14 protein-coding genes and 2 pseudogenes are annotated in these 18,839 nt (G+C 47.3%); all 16 read left to right on the forward strand.

Annotation, left to right across the window (positions count from 1 at the left end):
* Positions 1-10: 10 nt before the first annotated feature.
* The 16 genes and pseudogenes from ACES2C_RS08940 (at position 11) to ACES2C_RS09015 (ending at position 18,803) form a co-directional block, all read left to right on the forward strand.
* Positions 11-1,311, forward strand: a pseudogene (locus ACES2C_RS08940) (efflux RND transporter permease subunit).
* A pseudogene (locus ACES2C_RS08945) lies at positions 1,301-3,249 on the forward strand (efflux RND transporter permease subunit). The pseudogenes ACES2C_RS08940 and ACES2C_RS08945 overlap by 11 nt, the downstream one beginning before the upstream one ends.
* Positions 3,233-4,486: a TolC family protein gene (locus ACES2C_RS08950; RefSeq protein ID WP_374166605.1), complete on the forward strand. Its 1,254-nt coding sequence runs from the start codon at positions 3,233-3,235 to the stop codon at positions 4,484-4,486. Before ACES2C_RS08945 ends, ACES2C_RS08950 begins: the two are co-directional and overlap by 17 nt.
* Positions 4,464-4,916, forward strand: a complete 453-nt coding sequence (locus ACES2C_RS08955) for a heavy metal-binding domain-containing protein (RefSeq protein ID WP_374166606.1) — start codon at positions 4,464-4,466, stop codon at positions 4,914-4,916. Before ACES2C_RS08950 ends, ACES2C_RS08955 begins: the two co-directional genes overlap by 23 nt.
* Positions 4,886-5,827, forward strand: a complete 942-nt coding sequence (locus tag ACES2C_RS08960; protein ID WP_374166935.1) for an efflux RND transporter periplasmic adaptor subunit — start codon at positions 4,886-4,888, stop codon at positions 5,825-5,827. The genes ACES2C_RS08955 and ACES2C_RS08960 overlap by 31 nt, the downstream gene beginning before the upstream one ends.
* 22 nt (positions 5,828-5,849) lie before the next feature.
* Complete coding sequence (locus ACES2C_RS08965) at positions 5,850-7,025, forward strand: efflux RND transporter periplasmic adaptor subunit (protein WP_374166607.1); 1,176 nt, start codon at positions 5,850-5,852, stop codon at positions 7,023-7,025.
* Between the two features lie 113 nt (positions 7,026-7,138).
* A complete protein-coding gene (locus ACES2C_RS08970) occupies positions 7,139-7,693 on the forward strand; it encodes a DUF3347 domain-containing protein (protein WP_374166608.1) in 555 nt (184 codons plus the stop codon).
* A 312-nt stretch (positions 7,694-8,005) separates the two neighbouring features.
* Positions 8,006-9,082 carry an L-rhamnose/proton symporter RhaT gene (rhaT, locus tag ACES2C_RS08975; protein WP_374166609.1) on the forward strand — a complete coding sequence of 359 codons (1,077 nt, stop codon included), beginning with the start codon at positions 8,006-8,008 and terminating at the stop codon, positions 9,080-9,082.
* A 19-nt stretch (positions 9,083-9,101) separates the two neighbouring features.
* Complete coding sequence (locus ACES2C_RS08980; protein ID WP_374166610.1) at positions 9,102-11,219, forward strand: bifunctional aldolase/short-chain dehydrogenase; 2,118 nt, start codon at positions 9,102-9,104, stop codon at positions 11,217-11,219.
* Between the two features lie 156 nt (positions 11,220-11,375).
* Positions 11,376-12,650 (forward strand): sugar isomerase, encoded by a 1,275-nt coding sequence (locus ACES2C_RS08985; protein WP_374166611.1) that lies wholly within the window; start codon positions 11,376-11,378, stop codon positions 12,648-12,650.
* A 61-nt stretch (positions 12,651-12,711) separates the two neighbouring features.
* A complete protein-coding gene (locus ACES2C_RS08990) occupies positions 12,712-14,097 on the forward strand; it encodes an FGGY-family carbohydrate kinase (protein WP_374166612.1) in 1,386 nt (461 codons plus the stop codon).
* Complete coding sequence (locus tag ACES2C_RS08995) at positions 14,094-14,858, forward strand: (Fe-S)-binding protein (protein ID WP_374166613.1); 765 nt, start codon at positions 14,094-14,096, stop codon at positions 14,856-14,858. Before ACES2C_RS08990 ends, ACES2C_RS08995 begins: the two co-directional genes overlap by 4 nt.
* 4 nt (positions 14,859-14,862) lie before the next feature.
* Positions 14,863-16,263 (forward strand): lactate utilization protein B, encoded by a 1,401-nt coding sequence (locus tag ACES2C_RS09000; protein WP_374166614.1) that lies wholly within the window; start codon positions 14,863-14,865, stop codon positions 16,261-16,263.
* A 30-nt stretch (positions 16,264-16,293) separates the two neighbouring features.
* Entirely contained in the window at positions 16,294-16,875 is a 582-nt protein-coding gene (locus tag ACES2C_RS09005) for a lactate utilization protein C (protein WP_374166615.1), read from the forward strand.
* A 233-nt stretch (positions 16,876-17,108) separates the two neighbouring features.
* Entirely contained in the window at positions 17,109-17,699 is a 591-nt protein-coding gene (locus ACES2C_RS09010; protein WP_374166616.1) for an RNA polymerase sigma-70 factor, read from the forward strand.
* A 96-nt stretch (positions 17,700-17,795) separates the two neighbouring features.
* Positions 17,796-18,803 carry a FecR family protein gene (locus ACES2C_RS09015; protein WP_374166617.1) on the forward strand — a complete coding sequence of 336 codons (1,008 nt, stop codon included), beginning with the start codon at positions 17,796-17,798 and terminating at the stop codon, positions 18,801-18,803.
* Positions 18,804-18,839 lie beyond the last annotated feature (36 nt).

An 18,839-nucleotide genomic window follows, 5' to 3' on the forward strand; every position in this document is an offset into this window, starting at 1 on the left:
TCTTGATGAAATGGTTGAGAAACTGATTGCATATTCTTTACGCAACAGGTTTCTGGTTTTACTGTTGGCGACGGGCATTTTTGCGTATGGGATCTATTCGGTACGAACGAGTAAGATTGATGCAATTCCCGATCTTTCCGAAAACCAGGTTATCGTGTTCACAGAGTGGATGGGGCGCAGTCCGCAGATTATAGAAGATCAGGTCACCTATCCCCTGGTAACAAACTTGCAGGGCATCCCAAAAGTGAAGTATGTGAGGGCGAACTCGATGTTTGGGATGAGCTTTGTCTACCTTATTTTTGATGATAATACAGATATCTATTGGGCGCGGTCCCGCGTGCTGGAGCGATTAAGTTCATTGTCCAATGCGCTCCCTGCAGGAGTTACCCCTACTATGGGGCCCGACGGAACCGGGGTTGGCCATGTACTCTGGTACCGCCTCGATGCACCCGGGATGGATCTCGGAGAGCAGAGAGCGTTGCAGGACTGGTATGTAAAGCTCGGCCTGCAGAATGTTCGGGGGTAAGCGAGATCGCTTCGTTCGGCGGTTTCCAGAAACAGTATCAGGTATCAGTAGATCCCAATAAGCTGAGCTATTACAATCTTAGGATTGGTGACGTGATCAACGCCGTAGGTTCCAACAATAACGAGGCGGGTGGACGTAAATTCGAAATGGCCGACATCGGCTACATTGTTAAAACCTCTGGGTACTTAAAGTCCGTGGAAGAGATCGAGAATATCGCGTTGCGCTCGGACGGAACAGTTCCAGTAAAGGTCAGAGATATAGGGTCTGTTCAAATGACCGGTGAAAGCAGGCTCGGCATTTTTGATTATAACGGAGAAGGGGAGGCTGTAGGAGGAATTGTAGTTCTTCGATATGGAGAAAACGCAGATGAGGTGATACAAAGAGTGAAGGCCAAGATGAACGAGATCAGTCGCGGGCTGCCTCAGGGGGTAAAGTTTGACATTATTTATGATCGCGGAGAGCTCATTGAGGAATCAGTGTCTTCCATACGGAATACACTCATTGAAGAAATGGTGGTAGTGTCGCTGATCGTGATCGTTTTCCTGTTCCATTGGAGGAGCGCGGCCAGTATTATCATTCAGATCCCGGTGACTATTGCCGCCAGCTTTATCGTTCTTAATCTTTTTAACATATCGTCAAATATCATGTCACTAACAGGGATTGCGCTCGCCATAGGGGTAATAGTTGACAACGGAATTATAATGGCAGAAAATTCATATAAGCACCTGGCTGTTCGCCAGATGGAGCTCACCGAAAAAAGGAAAGGAGGTTCTGATGCTGAGTAAAATCAAACGGTTGTTCAGGAGAAATGGGGGCGATAAGCCTTACGTTCAAGTGCCGGAGGAGGAGCGGCTAAACATCATTGAAAAGGCGTGTAAGCAGGTATCCCGCGGTGTCTTTTACTCCACTATTATTATTATTACCTCATTCCTTCCTGTATTTCTGCTAACCGGGCAGGAGGGAAAATTGTTCCATCCGCTGGCCTATACCAAAACATTTATCCTGGTCATCGATGCAATCCTCGTAGTAACGCTGGCGCCCGTCATGATTTCTTTCTTCATGAAGGGGCGTTTCAGGAACGAACACGAAAATCCCGTAAACCGAGGGCTTGAGAAACTGTATGAGCCTCTGATCAGAGGCTGCATGAAATATCGGAAGACCACCCTCGGGATAAATGTAGCAGCTCTGCTGATAAGCATTCCGCTGTTGCTAAGCATGGGACGGGAGTTTATGCCCCCCTCGACGAGCAGTCCGTCTTATTCATGCCTGTGACTCTGCCCGATATATCAAATGCTGAGGCAAAGCGACTGTTGCAGGTTCAGGATAAGATCATTAAGTCGGTTCCGGAGGTCGACAAGGTACTTGGAAAGGCAGGAAGAGCAAACACAGCAACAGACAACTCGCCCATGAGTATGATTGAGACCATTATCATGTTAAAACCGAGGGACCAGTGGCGGCCGGGCATTGCTAAGCAGGATATCATCACTGAGTTAGATTCGAAACTTCAGATCCCGGGAGTTGTGAATGGTTGGACCCAGCCGATCATTAATAGGATCAACATGCTCTCCACCGGAATACGGACGGACGTGGGGATAAAGGTTTACGGACAGGATCTGACTAAGATAGACAAGGTGTCGAGAGAGATTAAGTCGCAGTTACAAAACACGAAGGGTGTAGAGGACCTTTACATCGAACCAGTTACAGGTGGAAAGTATCTTGAGATAAATATCAAACGGGATATGCTTGAACGGTACGGACTAACTGTTAACGACGTGAACAATGTTGTCGAAACTGCCATTGGGGGCGCCCCTTTTGCTTCTACGATAGAGGGTCGCAGAAGATTTAATATCCAGGTGCGCCTGGGGCAGGATTACCGGAACAGCATCGATCGGCTGAAACGGATTCCCCTGGTATCTCCGGCTGTAGGAACTATTCCTCTTTCTGCTGTTACCGACATCCGCTTCGCAGACGGCCCTCCTATGATTGCCTCTGAGAATGCAATTCTGCGGGGCGCTGTTATGTTTAACGTTAGAGGACGTGACCTTGGCACAACAGTCCAGGAAGCTATCGAAAAGATTGGCAACCACCTTAAGCTGCCGGCAGGCTACTTCATTGAATGGAGCGGACAGTACGAAAATATGATAAGGGGGCAAAAGACGCTTATTTATATACTTCCCGTTGTCCTGGTGATTATTTTTCTTTCGCTATATCTGGCGTTCAAATCGCTGAGAGAAGCATTTCTCAGCCTGATTACCATTCCTTTTGCTTTGATTGGCGGTGCATACCTGGTATTTTTCTGGGGCGTTAACCTATCTGTTGCAGTTGCGGTCGGCTTTATTGCTTTGTTCGGTATTGCCGTTGAAACGGGTGTGGTGATGGTCATATACCTGAACGATGCGATGAGGCAGCTGGTTGCCATCAAGGGAAACACTGCGGAAGCTATTTCCAGGGATGACTTACGGGAATACGTAATAATGGGCGCAGCAAAAAGGCTTAGACCGAAAATTATGACGGTTTGTGTAGCCCTTTTTGGCCTGGTACCGGTACTCTGGTCTACCGGAGTTGGAAGTGACGTAATGCAGCCCATCGTTTTACCAATGATTGGTGGGGTGTTGACCTCTTCAACACACATCCTTTTGGTTACCCCATTGATTTTTCTAATGACGAAGGAATATGAACTTAAGAAGTTTGGAAAGCTGGAGGTGTATGATGTACAGCATTAAAACGATTATTGCCTCGGCAGCAATTATTGCCGGCAGTACGAGCGTACAGGCGCAGCCCGTTTTAAGCCTTTCCGACGTACTCAAAGAAGTGGAAAAAAATAGCCCATCCCTAAAAGTATTTGATGCAAGGGTGAATAGCCAAAATGCAAAGATAGCCGGGGCTGGTGCCTGGATGGCTCCTATGGTTGGAGTTGGATCGTTCATGACTCCTTATCCCGGAACAGAACAGATGGGTGAAGAAAATAAAGGGGCCTTAATGATATCAGCAGAGCAGGATATTCCTAATCCGGCTAAGGTGAGTGCGAAAAGACGCTACCTGTCAGCACAGGCTGGCGTAACCATGGCTGAGAAAGCTGCATTTTTCAATGGACTGCGTGCCAGGACGAAGCAGCTTTATTTGGAGCTGATTGTCAGTTATCGCAAAAGAGCCGTGCAGAAAGAAAATCTGAGGATTATGCAGAATATGAAGAAGCTCGCTGCCATTCGTTACCCTTACAGTCAGGGAAGTTTAAGTCAGGTTTATAAGGCTGAAGGGCGTGAGTACGAATCTCAGAACATGATTCTGATGACAGAAGGAGAGATCCAATCCAGGACGGCACTGCTGAATGCTCTGATGTACCGGGATGGGGGAACGCCTTTTGTCCCTGATACCACTTTTAAGGTCGCCTATCGACCTATTGCTCTTGCTGATTCATCTTACTTTGCGTCGAGCAGGAGCGATATCCTTCAGATGGACAAGGCCATCAGTGCTATGCAGTTAAACATTGAGCAAATGCGTAAAGAAATAAAGCCGGACTTCAAACTGAAGTTTGATCATATGAAAAGCTATTCATCTATGATGCCGGCACAGTTCACTGCTATGGCAATGGTTTCGATACCTATCGTTCCATGGGCTTCGTCTATGTATAAGGCCGAGGAAAAGTCGATGAAATTCGAAATAGAGGCCATGAATCAGCGTAGAGAGGCCATGCTAACGGAGATGTCGGGAATGGCACGTTCTATGGACGCAGAACTCAGAGGGATGGAGGACCAAATCTGGAATTTTGAAGAGAAGATTTTACCTGCTCTGTCAAAGAACCTGCGCGTTTCAATGCTGGCCTACCAGGAGAATAAGCTGGATCTCAATATGGTTATTGACGCCTGGGAAGCGCAAAATATGGCACAGATGAATTACCTGAGTCAGTTACAGAAGTTTTATCAAATGATTGCAGCATATGAAGAGACTATTGAAAGATAGAAGAGCGACCCTGATCTTGTTAAGCTTGTTCCTGTGTCTTATCGGCTGCAGCCGCAATGAAAGAAAGGAAGCCGGCAAATCTCATGATAAGTTCACTTGCCCAATGCATCCGGAAGTGATAAAGAATGAACCAGGAAGCTGTCCGATTTGCGGGATGGACCTGGTGAAAGTCCATGAAGGAAAGCCCTCGCAGCCTGGCGGAGAAGAAAGGCAGCCGGGTGAAGAGGATACCCTGTCGATGCTTCTTAAACGTCCCGATGAATACGTGGTTTCTTCGATAAGGACTGTAAGGTTACAAAGAGAGACACATCCTGAAGAACTGCTTTTCAACGGCGTTATTTCATATAATACGAGGAGCTTTAGGTCCGTATCAGCAAGAGTGGGGGAAGGATTGAAAGGCTGTTTGTTAAATATAACTACCAGCAGGTAAAAAAGGGGCAGAAGCTGATGGAGGTGTATAGCCCTGATCTTTCCAGCGCGCAGCAGGAACTGCTTTTTCTGAGGAACAGCGGTGACGAAGGACTGTTTCAAAGAGCAAAGCAAAAATTACGTCTCCTCGGCGCATCGGACCGCCTTATTTCGGAAGTAATTCGGGAGGGACGGATCAGGGACCGGTTTTCAATTTACAGCCCGTATTCCGGCTACGTCGTTGAAATAAGTAATAACAGCGCACAGGCAATTCCGGCAGGAACCAATGGAGCCGGTTCTGCAGTCACGGCCTCTGCAAGTGGAGGCATGTCAGCGGGGATGGCTGGAACGGCCCCGACTAACCCTGACGCTACTTCCCCTTCAGGATCTTCTGTTCGCATGACGATCAGCGAAGGCCAATATATTGGTGCGGGGCAGACTGTGTTGCGAGTAGCGGACGACGCGAGTCTTTGGGCGGAATTCTGGGTTCGTCCCGAGTTTTTGCCCGCTTTAAAGAAAGGAATGAGTGTGAACGTTGATGCTGTCGGACAGCCGGGTCTTCAGTCCACTGCGCGTATTGAGCTCGTGCAGCCTTACTACAAAGATGGATCTGCTTTTAGCTTAGTACGCGCAGTTGTACATAATAAGGAAAGGCGGTGGAAGGTTGGACAGATCGTTTCTGTACGCCACACATCAGGAAAGAAAGAAGGATACTGGTTGCCAAAGACCGCTGTGCTTGACCTTGGCCAGCAAAATGTCGTCTTTGTAAAGCAGAACGGCGCGTTCGTACCGCGCGCGGTACGTATCTCCGGCAGAGCAGGAGATCTTCTTAACGTAAAGAGCGGTATTGGTTCAAATGATGAAGTGGCAGAAAATGCCTGGTTTCTGGTCGACAGCGAGAGCTTTGTAAGACTTCGCAATGAACAGAGATGAAGAACTTTAAAAAGGAATGTAAATGAAAGAGTTAATAATGATGCCATTTTTAATCGTGCTTCTGATAGTCGCGTCGTGTGGGACCAAGACGCGAGAGAAGGACGGCGAGCAAGCGGGTACCCAAAAATACACCTGCCCCATGCATCCTCAGATAGTAGAAGGTCATCCTGGTACTTGTCCCATTTGCAAAATGGATCTGGTCCCGCTTAACCAGCAGGCCGTGCCTGGCGAAATTGAACTAAGCGAGAGTCAGATCCGTCTGGCAAACATCCGGACAGTAAAAGTAGGGTTAGGTGAATTTGGTACTAAAAGAACACTAAATGCAAGGATCGTAAGCAATCAGGAGTCAGTAGAGGTAATTTCTTCGAAGTTTCCGGGGCGGATCGACGCTCTTCTTGTTAAGGAGCCCGGAGTTTCACTTTCTGCAGGCCAGCCCTTGTTCAGGGTTTACAGCGAACAATTGCTCACTTTGCAGGAAGATTACTTGTTGCAGGTAAAGCAAGCGGCGGCCTTTCCTGACGAAAAGATATATAAAGACCTGCTCAAGGCAGCGTTGCGTAAGTTGCAGTTGTTTGGTTATTCCGCACGGCAAGTGAACGAGCTGAGGAAACGTAGCAATCCGGATCCCTTAATAACAGTGTATGCTCCGTCTTCTGGTGTAGTGAAGGAGTTGAATGTACAGGAGGGCCAGTATGTCACGGAAGGTATGCCCCTTATGCGCCTGGAAGATTATAGCTCGGTGTGGGTGGAAGCGGACCTCTATCCGGAAGAAAGCGCCGATGCGAAATTAGGAGCACCTTTAGGCGTCTTTGTGCCGGGAATCGGTGAGCAGCGCGCACGTATTAGCTTTGTAGCTCCGCAACTTGGGGAGGGAAATCAGATCCTGAGAGTGAGAGCTGTTCTTAAGAATCCGGCTGCCTTGTTGCAGCCGGGGATGACTGCTCAGGCAACGCTTGGAATGGGACGGATTGAAAGAGCCGTTCGAATTCCGCTTGACGGAGTGATACGTGATGAAAAAGGGGCATACGTATGGGTAATGAAAGAGAATCATAAATTTGTAATGCGTACGGTAGAGACGGGAGCTGAAGACGATCGCTCTGTAGTTGTTACATCCGGGTTGTCAGCTGGAGAGAATGTAGTAATTAGTGGAGCTTACCTTCTTTACAGTGAGCAAGTACTAAAGAAAGGCCTGGGATAACAGCATGGCCACTCCCTTTTCTTGAGAGACTAACAAGCTATTGTTTTATGTTGGCTGGCAGTAGTAACTGCTATCCGTTATTAATTTGGAATGATTATGAAAAAAATGCCGTAATGAAAAGCCTGATTTCAGGCAGCCTGATTTTAATGTTTTCTGCAGTTGTTGCTTGTACCTCAGGTGGTTCCGTAAAAACGGAAAGAGCTGCAGGACAGGGTCACGAGTCGGGTCAGGCCTCAGCGAATGCTACCGTTGGATTTAAGAGTGCAAAAGTAAAGGAAGTCTACGTGCACTACCTTCATGTAAAAGACGCATTGGTCAGGTCAGACCAGAAAGAAGCTCGTAACGGCGCGCTTGCCCTTCGAAGTGCGCTTGAGAAGATCGGGAATGCAAAAGGCGGAACAATCGCAGCAAAGCTGGCGGGTATGAATACGCTGAGCGATCAGCGCGCGCAGTTCGATGCTCTGACTGCAGAGGTTGAAAAGCTGATTAAATCGGACAAAGTAACAAGCGGGAAGGTGTACAAACAACATTGCCCGATGGCAAATAATGGGAAGGGCGGATACTGGTTAGCAAGTGAATCAAACATCAGGAACCCCTACTATGGGGATGAGATGTTGAGCTGCGGAAGTGTAGAAGAAGAAATGGGGCCAGGAGCCGTGAGTAAGTAAAAGCGCGTTTTAGGCCGGGCACTATGGTGCCCGGCTTTTTTTCTGCCTGCCTCTGCGCGTCCTGTCTTTTATCTAGCCCTATCGTGCATCTGGTCTGGCTGAAGTACTAGCCCTCATGCTTTATCCTTTAGTCGGTGCCATAAATCGCCTCTGGTTTTTTATTTTAGTTGTTCTAAGTGGTTGTCAATTAGGCAAATGCTTCGGTTCTTATTTATCTCTCTGCATTGAGCTAAAGCCATGACAGTGCATGACAGATGTGATCGTCGCCTTCTTTATTTTAGCCCGGTAACAACTATTATAAGTTCCTAATCAATGCAAGTAATTTTCGGTGTAATTTTTCACTTTATCGGCGGATTTGCCTCGGGTAGTTTCTACATTCCTTATAAAAAAGTAAAGGGTTGGGCATGGGAGAGCTATTGGATTGTAGGAGGTATTTTCTCCTGGTTAATCGTTCCTCCTGTTGCAGCAGCGCTCACTATTCCCGATTTCTGGAATATTATAAAGGCAACAGATAGTAATATCCTTTGGATCACTTATTTGTTCGGTCTGTTATGGGGCATTGGGGGCTTAACCTATGGTCTGGGGGTAAGATATCTGGGGGTATCACTTGGGAGCTCAGTTATCCTGGGTCTTTGCTCGGTTTTTGGTTCTCTGATTCCCTCTATTTATTATGATATATTTCCGCAGGAAGGAAAGGATTCTCTTACCGTTTTGTTAAGTACGTCGTGGGGGCAGATGGTCATTCTCGGCATCATAATCTGTATCCTGGGGATTATCGTTTGTGGTAAAGCCGGCACCATGAAGGAGAAGGAGTTGAGGCAGGGAAGTACGGGTGAGGTGAGTACGGAATTTAAGATCGGTCTTGGTCTCTTCGTTTCAATCGTTTCGGGTGTGTTAAGTGCGTGCTTTAATTTTGGTCTTGAGGCAGGCAAGCCTATGGCTGAAGTAGCCAATGAGCTATGGAAAACCGCGCATCCCGGACAGGGCGAATTTTTGTTTCAAAATAATGTGACCTATGTGGTGATACTATGGGGAGGACTCACCACGAATCTGATCTGGTGTATGATTTTAAACGCCCGCAATAAGACGTTTGGTGATTATACAAACAAAAACACGCCGATCCTTCGCAATGTTATTTTCTCTGCTCTTGCAGGTACAACCTGGTTTTTACAATTTTTCTTTTATGGGATGGGAGAAAGCCGTTTGGGGAACGGCCCAAGCTCCTGGATCCTTCACATGGCTTTCATTATTCTTATTGCCAACGTATGGGGATTGGTGCTTAAGGAATGGAAAGCGGTAAGCCGGAAGACTTATCTCACGGTGCTGGGTGGCATCCTGCTGATCGTCCTTTCCGTATTTGTGGTCGGCTATGGGAACTCCCTAAAGTAACTCAACAAACTCAAAACATATGTCTATTGTAACAGATTTCAAACACGTAAATTATTTGTGGAATGAGGCAGAGGCCGCACGTCTGGAAGGAGATGAGGTGGCATTGCTTTTATATCGTTCAAATCTGCTTGGGGCAGATCTTCGTTTAACCAATTACGGAGGAGGAAACACATCCTGCAAAACTTTTGAGAAAGATCCGTTAACCGCTGCTGAGACAGAAGTCATGTGGATCAAGGGCTCAGGAGGTGATATTGGAACATTAAAAAGGAGCGGACTCGCGGGCCTTTATGTAGACCGCCTGCGTAATCTTGAGAACGTGTACCGGGGGCTAGATCATGAGGACGAAATGGTGGAACTTTTCAACCATTGCATTTATGATCTGAAGTCAAAAGCCCCGTCAATTGATACACCCTTGCACGGTTTTTTGCCGTTTAAGCACATAGATCACCTGCACCCCGACGCGGCCATCGCAATTGCCGCAGCCAGGGACGGCAGAAAGATCACAGAGGACCTGTTTGAAGGGACGATAGGCTGGGTTGACTGGCAGCGACCTGGTTTTGATCTGGGTTTACAGTTACGTCGTTGCCTGGACGAGAATCCGGGTATCAGGGGAATTATGCTCGGCTCTCACGGTTTATTCACCTGGGGCGATACCGCTTATGAATGTTATGTTAACAGTCTGGAAGTGATTGAGGCCTGTGCCGAATATCTGGAGCAGAACTTTGGAAAGAAAGGATTAGTCTTCGGCGGTCAGAAAATTGAGAGCCCTTCGCAGGAGGTACGCAGGAAGCAGGCGGCTCGTATTGCTCCGGTGTTGAGAGGTTTTTGCTCCAGCGAGCGTCACATGGTCGGTCATTTTACCGATGATGTACGTGTACTGGAGTTTATTAATTCGAACGATCTTAACCGTCTTGCTCCTCTTGGGACAAGTTGCCCTGACCATTTTCTTCGTACCAAGATAAGTCCGCTGGTACTCGATCTTGACCCTGAATCAGATCTTTCTGATGTTAAGAGCCTGAAAGAGAGACTTGCCCCGGCATTCGAAAGCTATAGGAAGATGTACGGAGACTATTATGAATCCTGTAGACACGACAATAGTCCGGCAATGCGTGATCCTAACCCTGTGGTTGTTTTGTACCCGGGTATCGGGATGTTCACTTTTTCGAAGGATAAGCAGACCGCCCGGGTAGCGGCGGAATTTTATATCAATGCAATCAACGTGATGAAGGGGGCGGAAGCTGTGTCAGAGTACACTTCGTTGCCGCGCCAGGAAGCCTTTGACATCGAATACTGGCTGCTTGAAGAAGCTAAGCTACAGCGTATGCCTAAACCAAAGGCGCTGTCGGGCAGAATAGCCCTCGTTACAGGGAGTGCGGGCGGAATAGGAAAAGCAATAGCCAAAAAGTTTGCGGATGAAGGCGCCTGTGTGGTCATTAATGATAATGATGCAGAGCGCCTTGAAAAGGCAAAGGCCGACTTTCATTCTGGTTATGGCAAGGACGCTTTTGCTGCTGTTGTGCTCGACGTGACCAATACTGAAAAAATCAGTGCTGCTTATGAAGAAGCGGCTCTCGCCTTCGGCGGGATAGATATCGTAGTGAACTGTGCAGGGCTGTCTATATCTAAGCCAATAGAGGATCACACCGAGAAAGATTGGGATATCTTATACGACGTCCTGGTAAAAGGGCAATTTCTGGTTACCCAGAAAGGAATTGAAATAATGAGGAAACAGGGACTGGGAGGTGACGTTCTGAACATCGTAAGTAAAAACGCACTGGTGTCAGGACCGAATAACGCAGGGTACGGATCTGCAAAAGCTGCTCAGCTGCACTTAAGCAGACTGAACGCTGCCGAGCTGGGCCCGGACGGAATACGTGTTAATGTGGTCAATCCGGATGCCGTAATATCGGATAGTAAAATATGGGAAAGTGGCTGGGCTGAAGGCCGGGCAAAGGCTTATGGAGTGACAGTCGCCGAGCTGCCGGCTTACTATGCCAAACGTACTCTGTTAAATCAGATCATCCTCCCTGAGGATATTGCGAACGCCTGCTATGCCCTTGTGGGAGGCCTGATGAACAAGTCGACGGGGAACGTTCTGAATGTAGACGGGGGAGTGGCCATGGCTTTTGTAAGGTGAGAATAAAAATACCCGGCGCGACCCGTAGGTCGCCGCGGGGTATTCTATTAATAGTAAATAATGAGGCGATCAGGAGTACCGCGGGTGCTCATTTACCGCGATGAGCGGCGGAAGTTCTGAGAGCTTTGTTGCAGTTTAAAAAACAAAATAATTCTAATGAAAATCGAGAGGTATCAGATTGAGGAGCACAACAGCAGATTAGCTGCAAGCCATCAAAGAAAATTTGAATTTGTATCACAGGACATTCCAGGCGTTGAAGGGATCATTGAAAAACTTGTTAAGTTTCAGATTGCAATACCGAGCTGGGCGTTAGGAACTGGTGGCACCAGGTTCGGCCGGTTCTCCGGCGGTGGAGAACCAAGAAGCCTGGAAGAGAAGATGGAGGACATTGGGCTTCTGCATCAGCTAAATCAGTCAAGTGGCGCAATTTCTCTTCACATTCCTTGGGATATTCCCCAGGATGCACAGGCGATAAAAGTGCTGGCTTCTCAGTATGGACTGCGTTTCGATGCCATGAATTCTAATACTTTTCAGGATCAGCCCAACCAGGAACACAGCTATAAGTTCGGCTCCATGCAGCACGTTGACCGGGCTGTAAGAAAGCAGGCCGTGGAGCATAACATAGAAGTGATTAAATACGGGAAAGAGCTGGGCTCTGATTCTTTGACTGTTTGGCTTTCAGACGGGTCATGCTTTCCTGGCCAGCTTAACTTCAGGAAAGCGTTTGAAAATACATTAGAAAGCTTACAGGAGGTGTATCAGGCACTTCCAGACGACTGGAAGATGTTTGTCGAATATAAAGCATTTGAACCCAATTTCTATTCTACAACTGTGGGTGACTGGGGGCAATCGTTATTGTACGCAAACAAGCTCGGTTCTAAAGCCTACACGCTTGTTGATTTAGGCCACCACTTACCTAATGCCAACATCGAGCAGATCGTATCTCTCTTGTTAATGGAAGGCAAATTGGGTGGATTCCATTTTAATGACTCTAAATATGGTGACGACGATCTCACTGCGGGTAGTATCAAGCCTTATCAGCTGTTCCTGATATTTAACGAATTAGTGGCTGGAATGGATGCGAAGGGTATTGACCACGCCACCGGTCTGGGCTGGATGATTGACGCTTCTCATAACGTGAAGGATCCTCTGGAGGACTTATTGCAATCGGTTGAGGCCATTATGATGGCATACGCTCAGGCACTTCTTGTTGACGTAAAAGCTTTGGAAGAAGCTAGGCAGGAAAATGACGTAGTTCGGTGTCAGGAAATATTGCAAAATGCTTTCCGTACAGACGTTAGACCGCTGGTTGCTGAAGCGCGTCTTCGCGGAAACGCTGCTTTAAATCCTGTGCAATTGTTCAGGGAGCTAAAGGTTAGAGAAGCACTTATCGGAGAAAGAGGATTAAAAACAGTAGCAACAGGACTATAAAGGTTCTTACAGAGGCGGAGCAACTTGGCTTGCGCCTCTGTATACCGATAAAGAATTAAAAATGGCCATACCCGTAATAGCAATATTTGATGTAGGAAAGACAAACAAGAAAGTATTCTTATTTGACGAGCGATACAATATTGTTTTAGAAAGGACTTCGTGCTTTGAAGAAACAGCCGATGAGGACGGAGATCCCTGTGATGATTTGCGAATGCTCACCTCCTGGGTACACGATACCGTGGAAGAGCTGGAAAAGCTCAGTAAGTTTGACATAAGAGCCATCAACTTTTCGTCGTATGGAGCAAGCTTTGTTCATTTGGACGAGAATGGTAAGCCCCTGACGCCACTTTATAATTATTTGAAGCCCTATCCCGAGCACCTGAAAAGACAGTTTTATGATCTATATGGCGGTGAAGTCAAGATTGCTACGGAGACCGCATCGCCAGTCCTCGGCAATCTCAACTCCGGGATGCAGCTTTACAGACTCAAATACGAAAAGCCTGAGGTTTTTGATAAAGTAAGCTATTCACTCCATCTTCCCCAGTACTTAAGCTACCTGCTTACAGGCGCACCTTATGCCGACATTACCAGCATAGGGTGCCATACCGGGCTATGGGACTTCCGCAAGAATGATTATCATGAATGGGTTTCGAAAGAGGGCATCATGCAGAAGCTTCCACCGGTATTCCCTTCAGATTCTGCTCTCGAGGTAAATGTCGCAGGAAAGCAAAGATTTGTAGGCGTGGGGCTTCATGATAGCTCAGCGGCTTTTATTCCATTTATTTCAAGTTTTCATGAGCCCTTTGTGCTGTTGTCTACCGGAACCTGGTGCATCAGCTTAAATGCATTCAATTCAAGCCCGCTTACGGTTGAAGAACTCAATAACGACTGTCTGAGTTACATTAGCTACAAGAGGGTACCTGTTAAGGCCTCGCGTTTATTTGCAGGAAGCGAGCATGAGCAGCAAACGAAACGGATTGCATCCCATTTCGACGTATCTCCCACTTTCTATCAGAAGTTAAAATTTAATCCTTTACTCGCCGGGAAACTGCGTGGAGGCAGCGAGGGGACGGGAGTGTTGAAAAATAATAGTAACCTGATCGCTTCGGCTTTTGCGAGCAGGGATCTTTCATTATTTGTTTCCGCTGAAGAAGCATATTATCAGCTGATCCTTGATTTGCTTAAACTCCAGACAAAAGCTACAAGTCTCGTACTTGAAGGAGCTTCGGTAAATCGTATATTTGTTGATGGCGGGTTTAGCAAGAATTCCATTTATATGAATTTATTAGCTTCAGCCTTTCCTGAAATGGAGGTTTATGCGGCCTCTGTGGCGCAGGCCACTTCAATCGGGGCGGCTCTGGCGATTCATAAATACTGGAACAAGCAGCCAATACCGGCCAATATTATTGACCTGAAATTTTATTCTGCCTCAGAGATTGCAATATGACCGTCGGGCTGTTCGTTCCGTGTTATGTAGATCAGTTTTATCCCCAGGCCGGGATTGCCACCCTGGAGCTGCTTGAGAAATTAGGCGTTACGGTGGTCTATCCTGAACGGCAAACCTGTTGTGGCCAGCCGATGGCGAACTCAGGCTTCTCTCATCTGACCGCAGGATGTGACGACCTTTTCATTGAAAGCTTCCGCGAGTTTGAATATGTTGTAGTTCCATCCGGGAGCTGCTCCCTTCATCTGAAAGACCATCTCCATTCGAAAACTAATCCTGAGGAAGCCCGAAAGCTGCGATCACGGGTGTTTGAGCTTGTTGAGTTTCTGACGGATGTTCTACAGGTAAAGCGCCTCGATGCAAGGTTTCCCTATAAAGTCGGTTTGCACCAAAGCTGTCACGGACTGAGAGGCCTTCACCTCTCTCAGATGAGCGAGCTTGTAGCGCCTCCATTTTCCAAGCCCGAACAGTTACTGGGCTTGGTAGAGGGAATTGAATTGATATCACTAGACAGGGTGGACGAATGCTGTGGATTTGGCGGCACGTTTTGCGTGTTCGAAGAAGCAGTGTCGGCTAAGATGGGAAAGGATCGGGTGGCAGACCACATGCGAAACGGTGCTGAGTATATCACTGGCGCTGATCTTTCCTGTCTTATGCATATGGAGGGAATTCTCAAGCGTCAGAAGAGTAATCTGAAAGTGATACATATCGCAGAAATATTGAATAGCAAGATTTCTAATGACGTTATAAAGGAAAGATATTAGGGTTATGGCTGAAGCACCAAGAGACCACAAAGATCCCCGAGGGCTGGATCATTCGGCCTTATCTGCTGCTTTTAATGTTGACGAAAGCAGGGTAGACTGGCATGATGAGACGCTGTGGTTTATCCGGCAGAAACGGGATAAGGCTGTACACTCCGTTCCGGAGTGGGAATGGTTGCGCGATACTGCTTCCGCCATAAAAAACAATGTTTTGTCTAATCTAAGTGAGTACCTGGAACAGTTCGAGGGTAACGCGAAGGCAAACGGGATAGTCGTGCACTGGGCGGCAGACGGAGACGAGCACAACCGGATCGTTCATGACATACTTAGCCGCCACGGCGTCAACAGAATGGTAAAGAGTAAGTCAATGCTCACTGAGGAATGCCAGTTGAACGAGTATCTTTCAGATAAGGGTATAGAAGTAGTTGACTCAGACCTTGGCGAGCGGATCGTGCAACTTGGAGAGGAACCTCCCAGCCATATCGTGCTTCCCTGCATCCACAAGAAAAAAGAAGAGATCGGCGACCTCTTCCATAAGCACCTGGGAACCGAGGCCGGAGAGTCTGATCCGCAGGTGCTCACAGAAGCCGCCCGACAACATTTGCGAGAGACCTTCCTGACGCGGAAGGTGGCGCTTACGGGTGTCAACTTTGCTGTCGCGGAAACGGGTGAGTTCGTGGTTTGTACCAACGAAGGAAATGCAGACATGGGAGCTCATCTCTCCGATGTTCATATCGCTAGCATGGGAATAGAAAAGATCATTCCCGAACGGCAACATTTGGGCGTTTTCCTGAGGTTATTGACAAGAAGCGCCACAGGCCAGCCTATTACCACCTATTCAAGCCATTTTAAGAGCCCGAGACCCGGGCAGGAAATGCATCTTATTTTAGTAGATAACGGAAGAAGCAGGCAGCTCGGAAGGGAGGATTTTAGAAATTCCCTGAAGTGTATCCGTTGCGGGTCCTGCATGAACACCTGTCCGGTCTACCGGAGGAGCGGAGGACACAGTTACCATTCTGTGATCAGCGGCCCCATCGGATCTATTCTGGCTCCGAATCTCAATATGAAAGACTTTGCTGATCTTCCTTTCGCTTCAACTTTATGCGGGTCGTGTTCGAATGTGTGCCCCGTAAAGATCAATATACACGAACAGCTTTATAAATGGAGGCAGGTTCTTGTAAAAGAAGGATACGTAGCGGGCTCTAAAGCTGCTGGAATGAAAGTTATGGCTCAGGTATTCGGTCGTCCTGTTGTTTATTCTCTAGCAGGAAAGATTGGAAGATGGACAATGAGGAACGTGCCTTTCGTTACCAATAATAAACTGAACCCATGGTACAAGGAAAGAGAGATGCCCCAGGCGCCTGAGCATTCCTTTAGAGAATGGTACGCGAAAAATAGGAAAAGATAAAATAACGAGTCTCAGTTTATACCGATAGCGATGTCGCAGAGAGAAAATATATTGGCAGCAGTTAAGGCAAATCAGCCGAGCCTTGTTCCCCTTCCCGATGTATCGGCTCCCCGGAACTTTCAAGGGGATTTGTGCGAAAAATTTAAGAACATTGCAATAACGATAGGCAGTCGGGTGCTCGAGGTTCGGGATTTCGATGAAATAAAGGAACAGATCAGGAGCCTCTTCCCGACCTTAGGGAGGACGGTAAGTTCGTATGCCGAGCTGTCTGATGTCGCCCAAATAGGACTGGACGATGCTGATCCCCACTCTCTTCGTGACGTAGACCTCGCTATATTAAAGGCTGAATTTGGCGTGGCTGAAAACGGCTCTATGTGGCTGCCTGAGACGAACATGATGCAACGTGCCCTCCCATTCATCACGCAGCATTTAGCCCTGGTACTTAATAAAGCTGCTATTGTTGCTACTATGCATGAGGCTTATCTTCATGAACAGAGCTCAAATCCAGGCTTTGGAGCTTTTATTGCAGGTCCGTCGAAGACCGCTGACATTGAGCAGTCGCTCGTCCTTGGTGCGCATGGACCAAGGAGTATGACAGTTTTCCTTTTGTAGGAGAGGGGAGAAGAAGCCGATATCTTTCTGTTTTTTCTGTTTTTTTTTGACCTGTCTTCAAGGGTACGACGTCCTTAGGTAGCTCTCATTTTCTAATATCAGCACAGCAATAGAATGGTAGCAGGACAGTGCAGGTTGCATAAGTGTCAGTATAGCGCTTAATTTAACCACATTGTTATAAACCTTCAATTGGATGCGATCCGTGTCCGTTGAATTTGCCCGGAAGAGGTGAGATGATGAGACGGTTAAAGAAAATATCCGACGAAGAGCTTTTAGAGTTATTTCGGAATGGTGATGAAGCTGCATTTGAAGAGCTTTACAACAGATATTGGGCAGAGCTATATGCCAGCGCCTTCAAACGCCTGAGAATAAAGGAGGCGGCCGAAGAAATCGTACAGGACCTTTTCACCAGCTTGTGGACAAAGCGCGATTCTCTTGTTATTCACACATCACTTCAAAACTATCTATACAGTTCGATCAGGTATCTGGTATTTGCTTACTTCAGAAAGCAGGATAACCGGAAGACTTACGAAGACTTTGTCCTGGGCGGTCCTATAAGCGGAGATACCAGCACTGAAGACCGTATATACTTAAATGACCTGGAGCGAAATCTCGATCAGGGCCTCCGCCGACTCCCTCAGAAGTGTCGTTCTGTATTTGAGCTAAGCAGAAAGCAATACAAAACAAATAAGGAGATAGCCAGCTTTTTGGGAATATCCGAAAAGACGGTCGAGAACCATCTTACAAAGGCGCTGCGTACGCTGCGTCTGCACCTCCGGTACCTAAACGTCCTGCTCTTCATCACACTTACCTGCATTCGCTAGTTCCTGTTATAAAAAAACTTTTTTATAACAGAGTAGGGGATCGGGCCGCTTCATCTCACTTTACTATTAACTGATTATAATCTTTGCGTAATCGCTATGAGAACAAGGATCTCAACGGAACTGATCGATAAATACTTAAGGCAGGAGTGCACAAAAGAAGAGGAGGAGGTGATCCTGCGATGGTACGCATCTTTTGACGATGCGGTCAACCCTGTTGAGTCAATGGCTCTGAAGGAACAAGAAGATTTGCGGTTTAAGATGCTTGAGAAGGTCCGAATGAAGGCCGGTTACGCTAAGCTCCCACAAAAAAAGAAGAAATCAGGCGCCTATACCTTGTCAGCTGTTCTGTCAGCTGCGGCTCTTGTTTTTGTCGTACTGCTAGCCGGCTTTTACTTTTTCCCTGGTCTTAGATCCTTTGAAAAGAGAGTAAATGCGACCCGGTCCGGGAGACTGGTCTTTACTAATGCTTCTCAGGCGCTGAAACGCTGCGTGCTGCCTGACGGAAGCAGTATATGGCTTAAACCGTCGTCATCCCTTCACTATCTTAGCAAGCCGGGAGATAAGTACCGGGAAGTGAATTTAGAAGGCGAGTGCTTTTTTGATGTCGTTCATGATGTCTCCCGCCCTTTTATTGTCCACGCGGGCGAGCTGCATACTCGTGTATTAGGGACGAGCTTTAACGTTAAAGCATATGATAGCACGATGCCCGCTGAAGTGTCCGTTGTTTCCGGCAAGGTACTGGTGTATCTTCCTGACAAAAAGGCTGAGACGGTCCGGGGCCTTGTGATCTTACCAAAGCAAAAGGCTGTATACAGTACCGCAAGCCACACGCTCGCAGAAGAAGAAGTGACTGAAGGTGATTTAAAGATATGGGCAAGGAAGAGTGTAGCGTTTGATAACGCCCCTCTGCCCCAGGTGATCTCTGTACTGAACAAAAAATTCAACGTCGACATTTCGGCCAACGACGAAGAACTTCAGCTTTATACGTTGAAAGCCGATTTTTCAGGCCAAAGCCTTCCTGTTATCCTGGAGATGATCAGCCGGTCGCTCGATGTGAATTACCAGATAACAGGCGACAATAAAATTATTATCAATAAAAATTAACCAGAAACCAGTTATAAAACTAAAAAGATGACATAG

The organism is Arcticibacter sp. MXS-1, from assembly GCF_041902385.1.
Taxonomy (GTDB): domain Bacteria; phylum Bacteroidota; class Bacteroidia; order Sphingobacteriales; family Sphingobacteriaceae; genus Arcticibacter.

Excerpts from the sequence above, each read along its gene's own strand:
- ACES2C_RS08995 (WP_374166613.1), top strand. The coding sequence starts at position 14,094 with ATGACCGTCGGGCTGTTCGTTCCGTGTTATGTAGATCAGTTTTATCCC.
- ACES2C_RS09010 (WP_374166616.1), top strand. The coding sequence starts at position 17,109 with ATGATGAGACGGTTAAAGAAAATATCCGACGAAGAGCTTTTAGAGTTA.
- rhaT (WP_374166609.1), top strand. The coding sequence starts at position 8,006 with ATGCAAGTAATTTTCGGTGTAATTTTTCACTTTATCGGCGGATTTGCC.
- ACES2C_RS08980 (WP_374166610.1), top strand. The coding sequence starts at position 9,102 with ATGTCTATTGTAACAGATTTCAAACACGTAAATTATTTGTGGAATGAG.
- ACES2C_RS09000 (WP_374166614.1), top strand. The coding sequence starts at position 14,863 with ATGGCTGAAGCACCAAGAGACCACAAAGATCCCCGAGGGCTGGATCAT.
- ACES2C_RS09005 (WP_374166615.1), top strand. The coding sequence starts at position 16,294 with ATGTCGCAGAGAGAAAATATATTGGCAGCAGTTAAGGCAAATCAGCCG.
- ACES2C_RS08955 (WP_374166606.1), top strand. The coding sequence starts at position 4,464 with ATGAAGAGACTATTGAAAGATAGAAGAGCGACCCTGATCTTGTTAAGC.
- ACES2C_RS08965 (WP_374166607.1), top strand. The coding sequence starts at position 5,850 with ATGAAAGAGTTAATAATGATGCCATTTTTAATCGTGCTTCTGATAGTC.
- ACES2C_RS08950 (WP_374166605.1), top strand. The coding sequence starts at position 3,233 with ATGATGTACAGCATTAAAACGATTATTGCCTCGGCAGCAATTATTGCC.
- ACES2C_RS08985 (WP_374166611.1), top strand. The coding sequence starts at position 11,376 with ATGAAAATCGAGAGGTATCAGATTGAGGAGCACAACAGCAGATTAGCT.
- ACES2C_RS08970 (WP_374166608.1), top strand. The coding sequence starts at position 7,139 with ATGAAAAGCCTGATTTCAGGCAGCCTGATTTTAATGTTTTCTGCAGTT.
- ACES2C_RS09015 (WP_374166617.1), top strand. The coding sequence starts at position 17,796 with ATGAGAACAAGGATCTCAACGGAACTGATCGATAAATACTTAAGGCAG.
- ACES2C_RS08990 (WP_374166612.1), top strand. The coding sequence starts at position 12,712 with ATGGCCATACCCGTAATAGCAATATTTGATGTAGGAAAGACAAACAAG.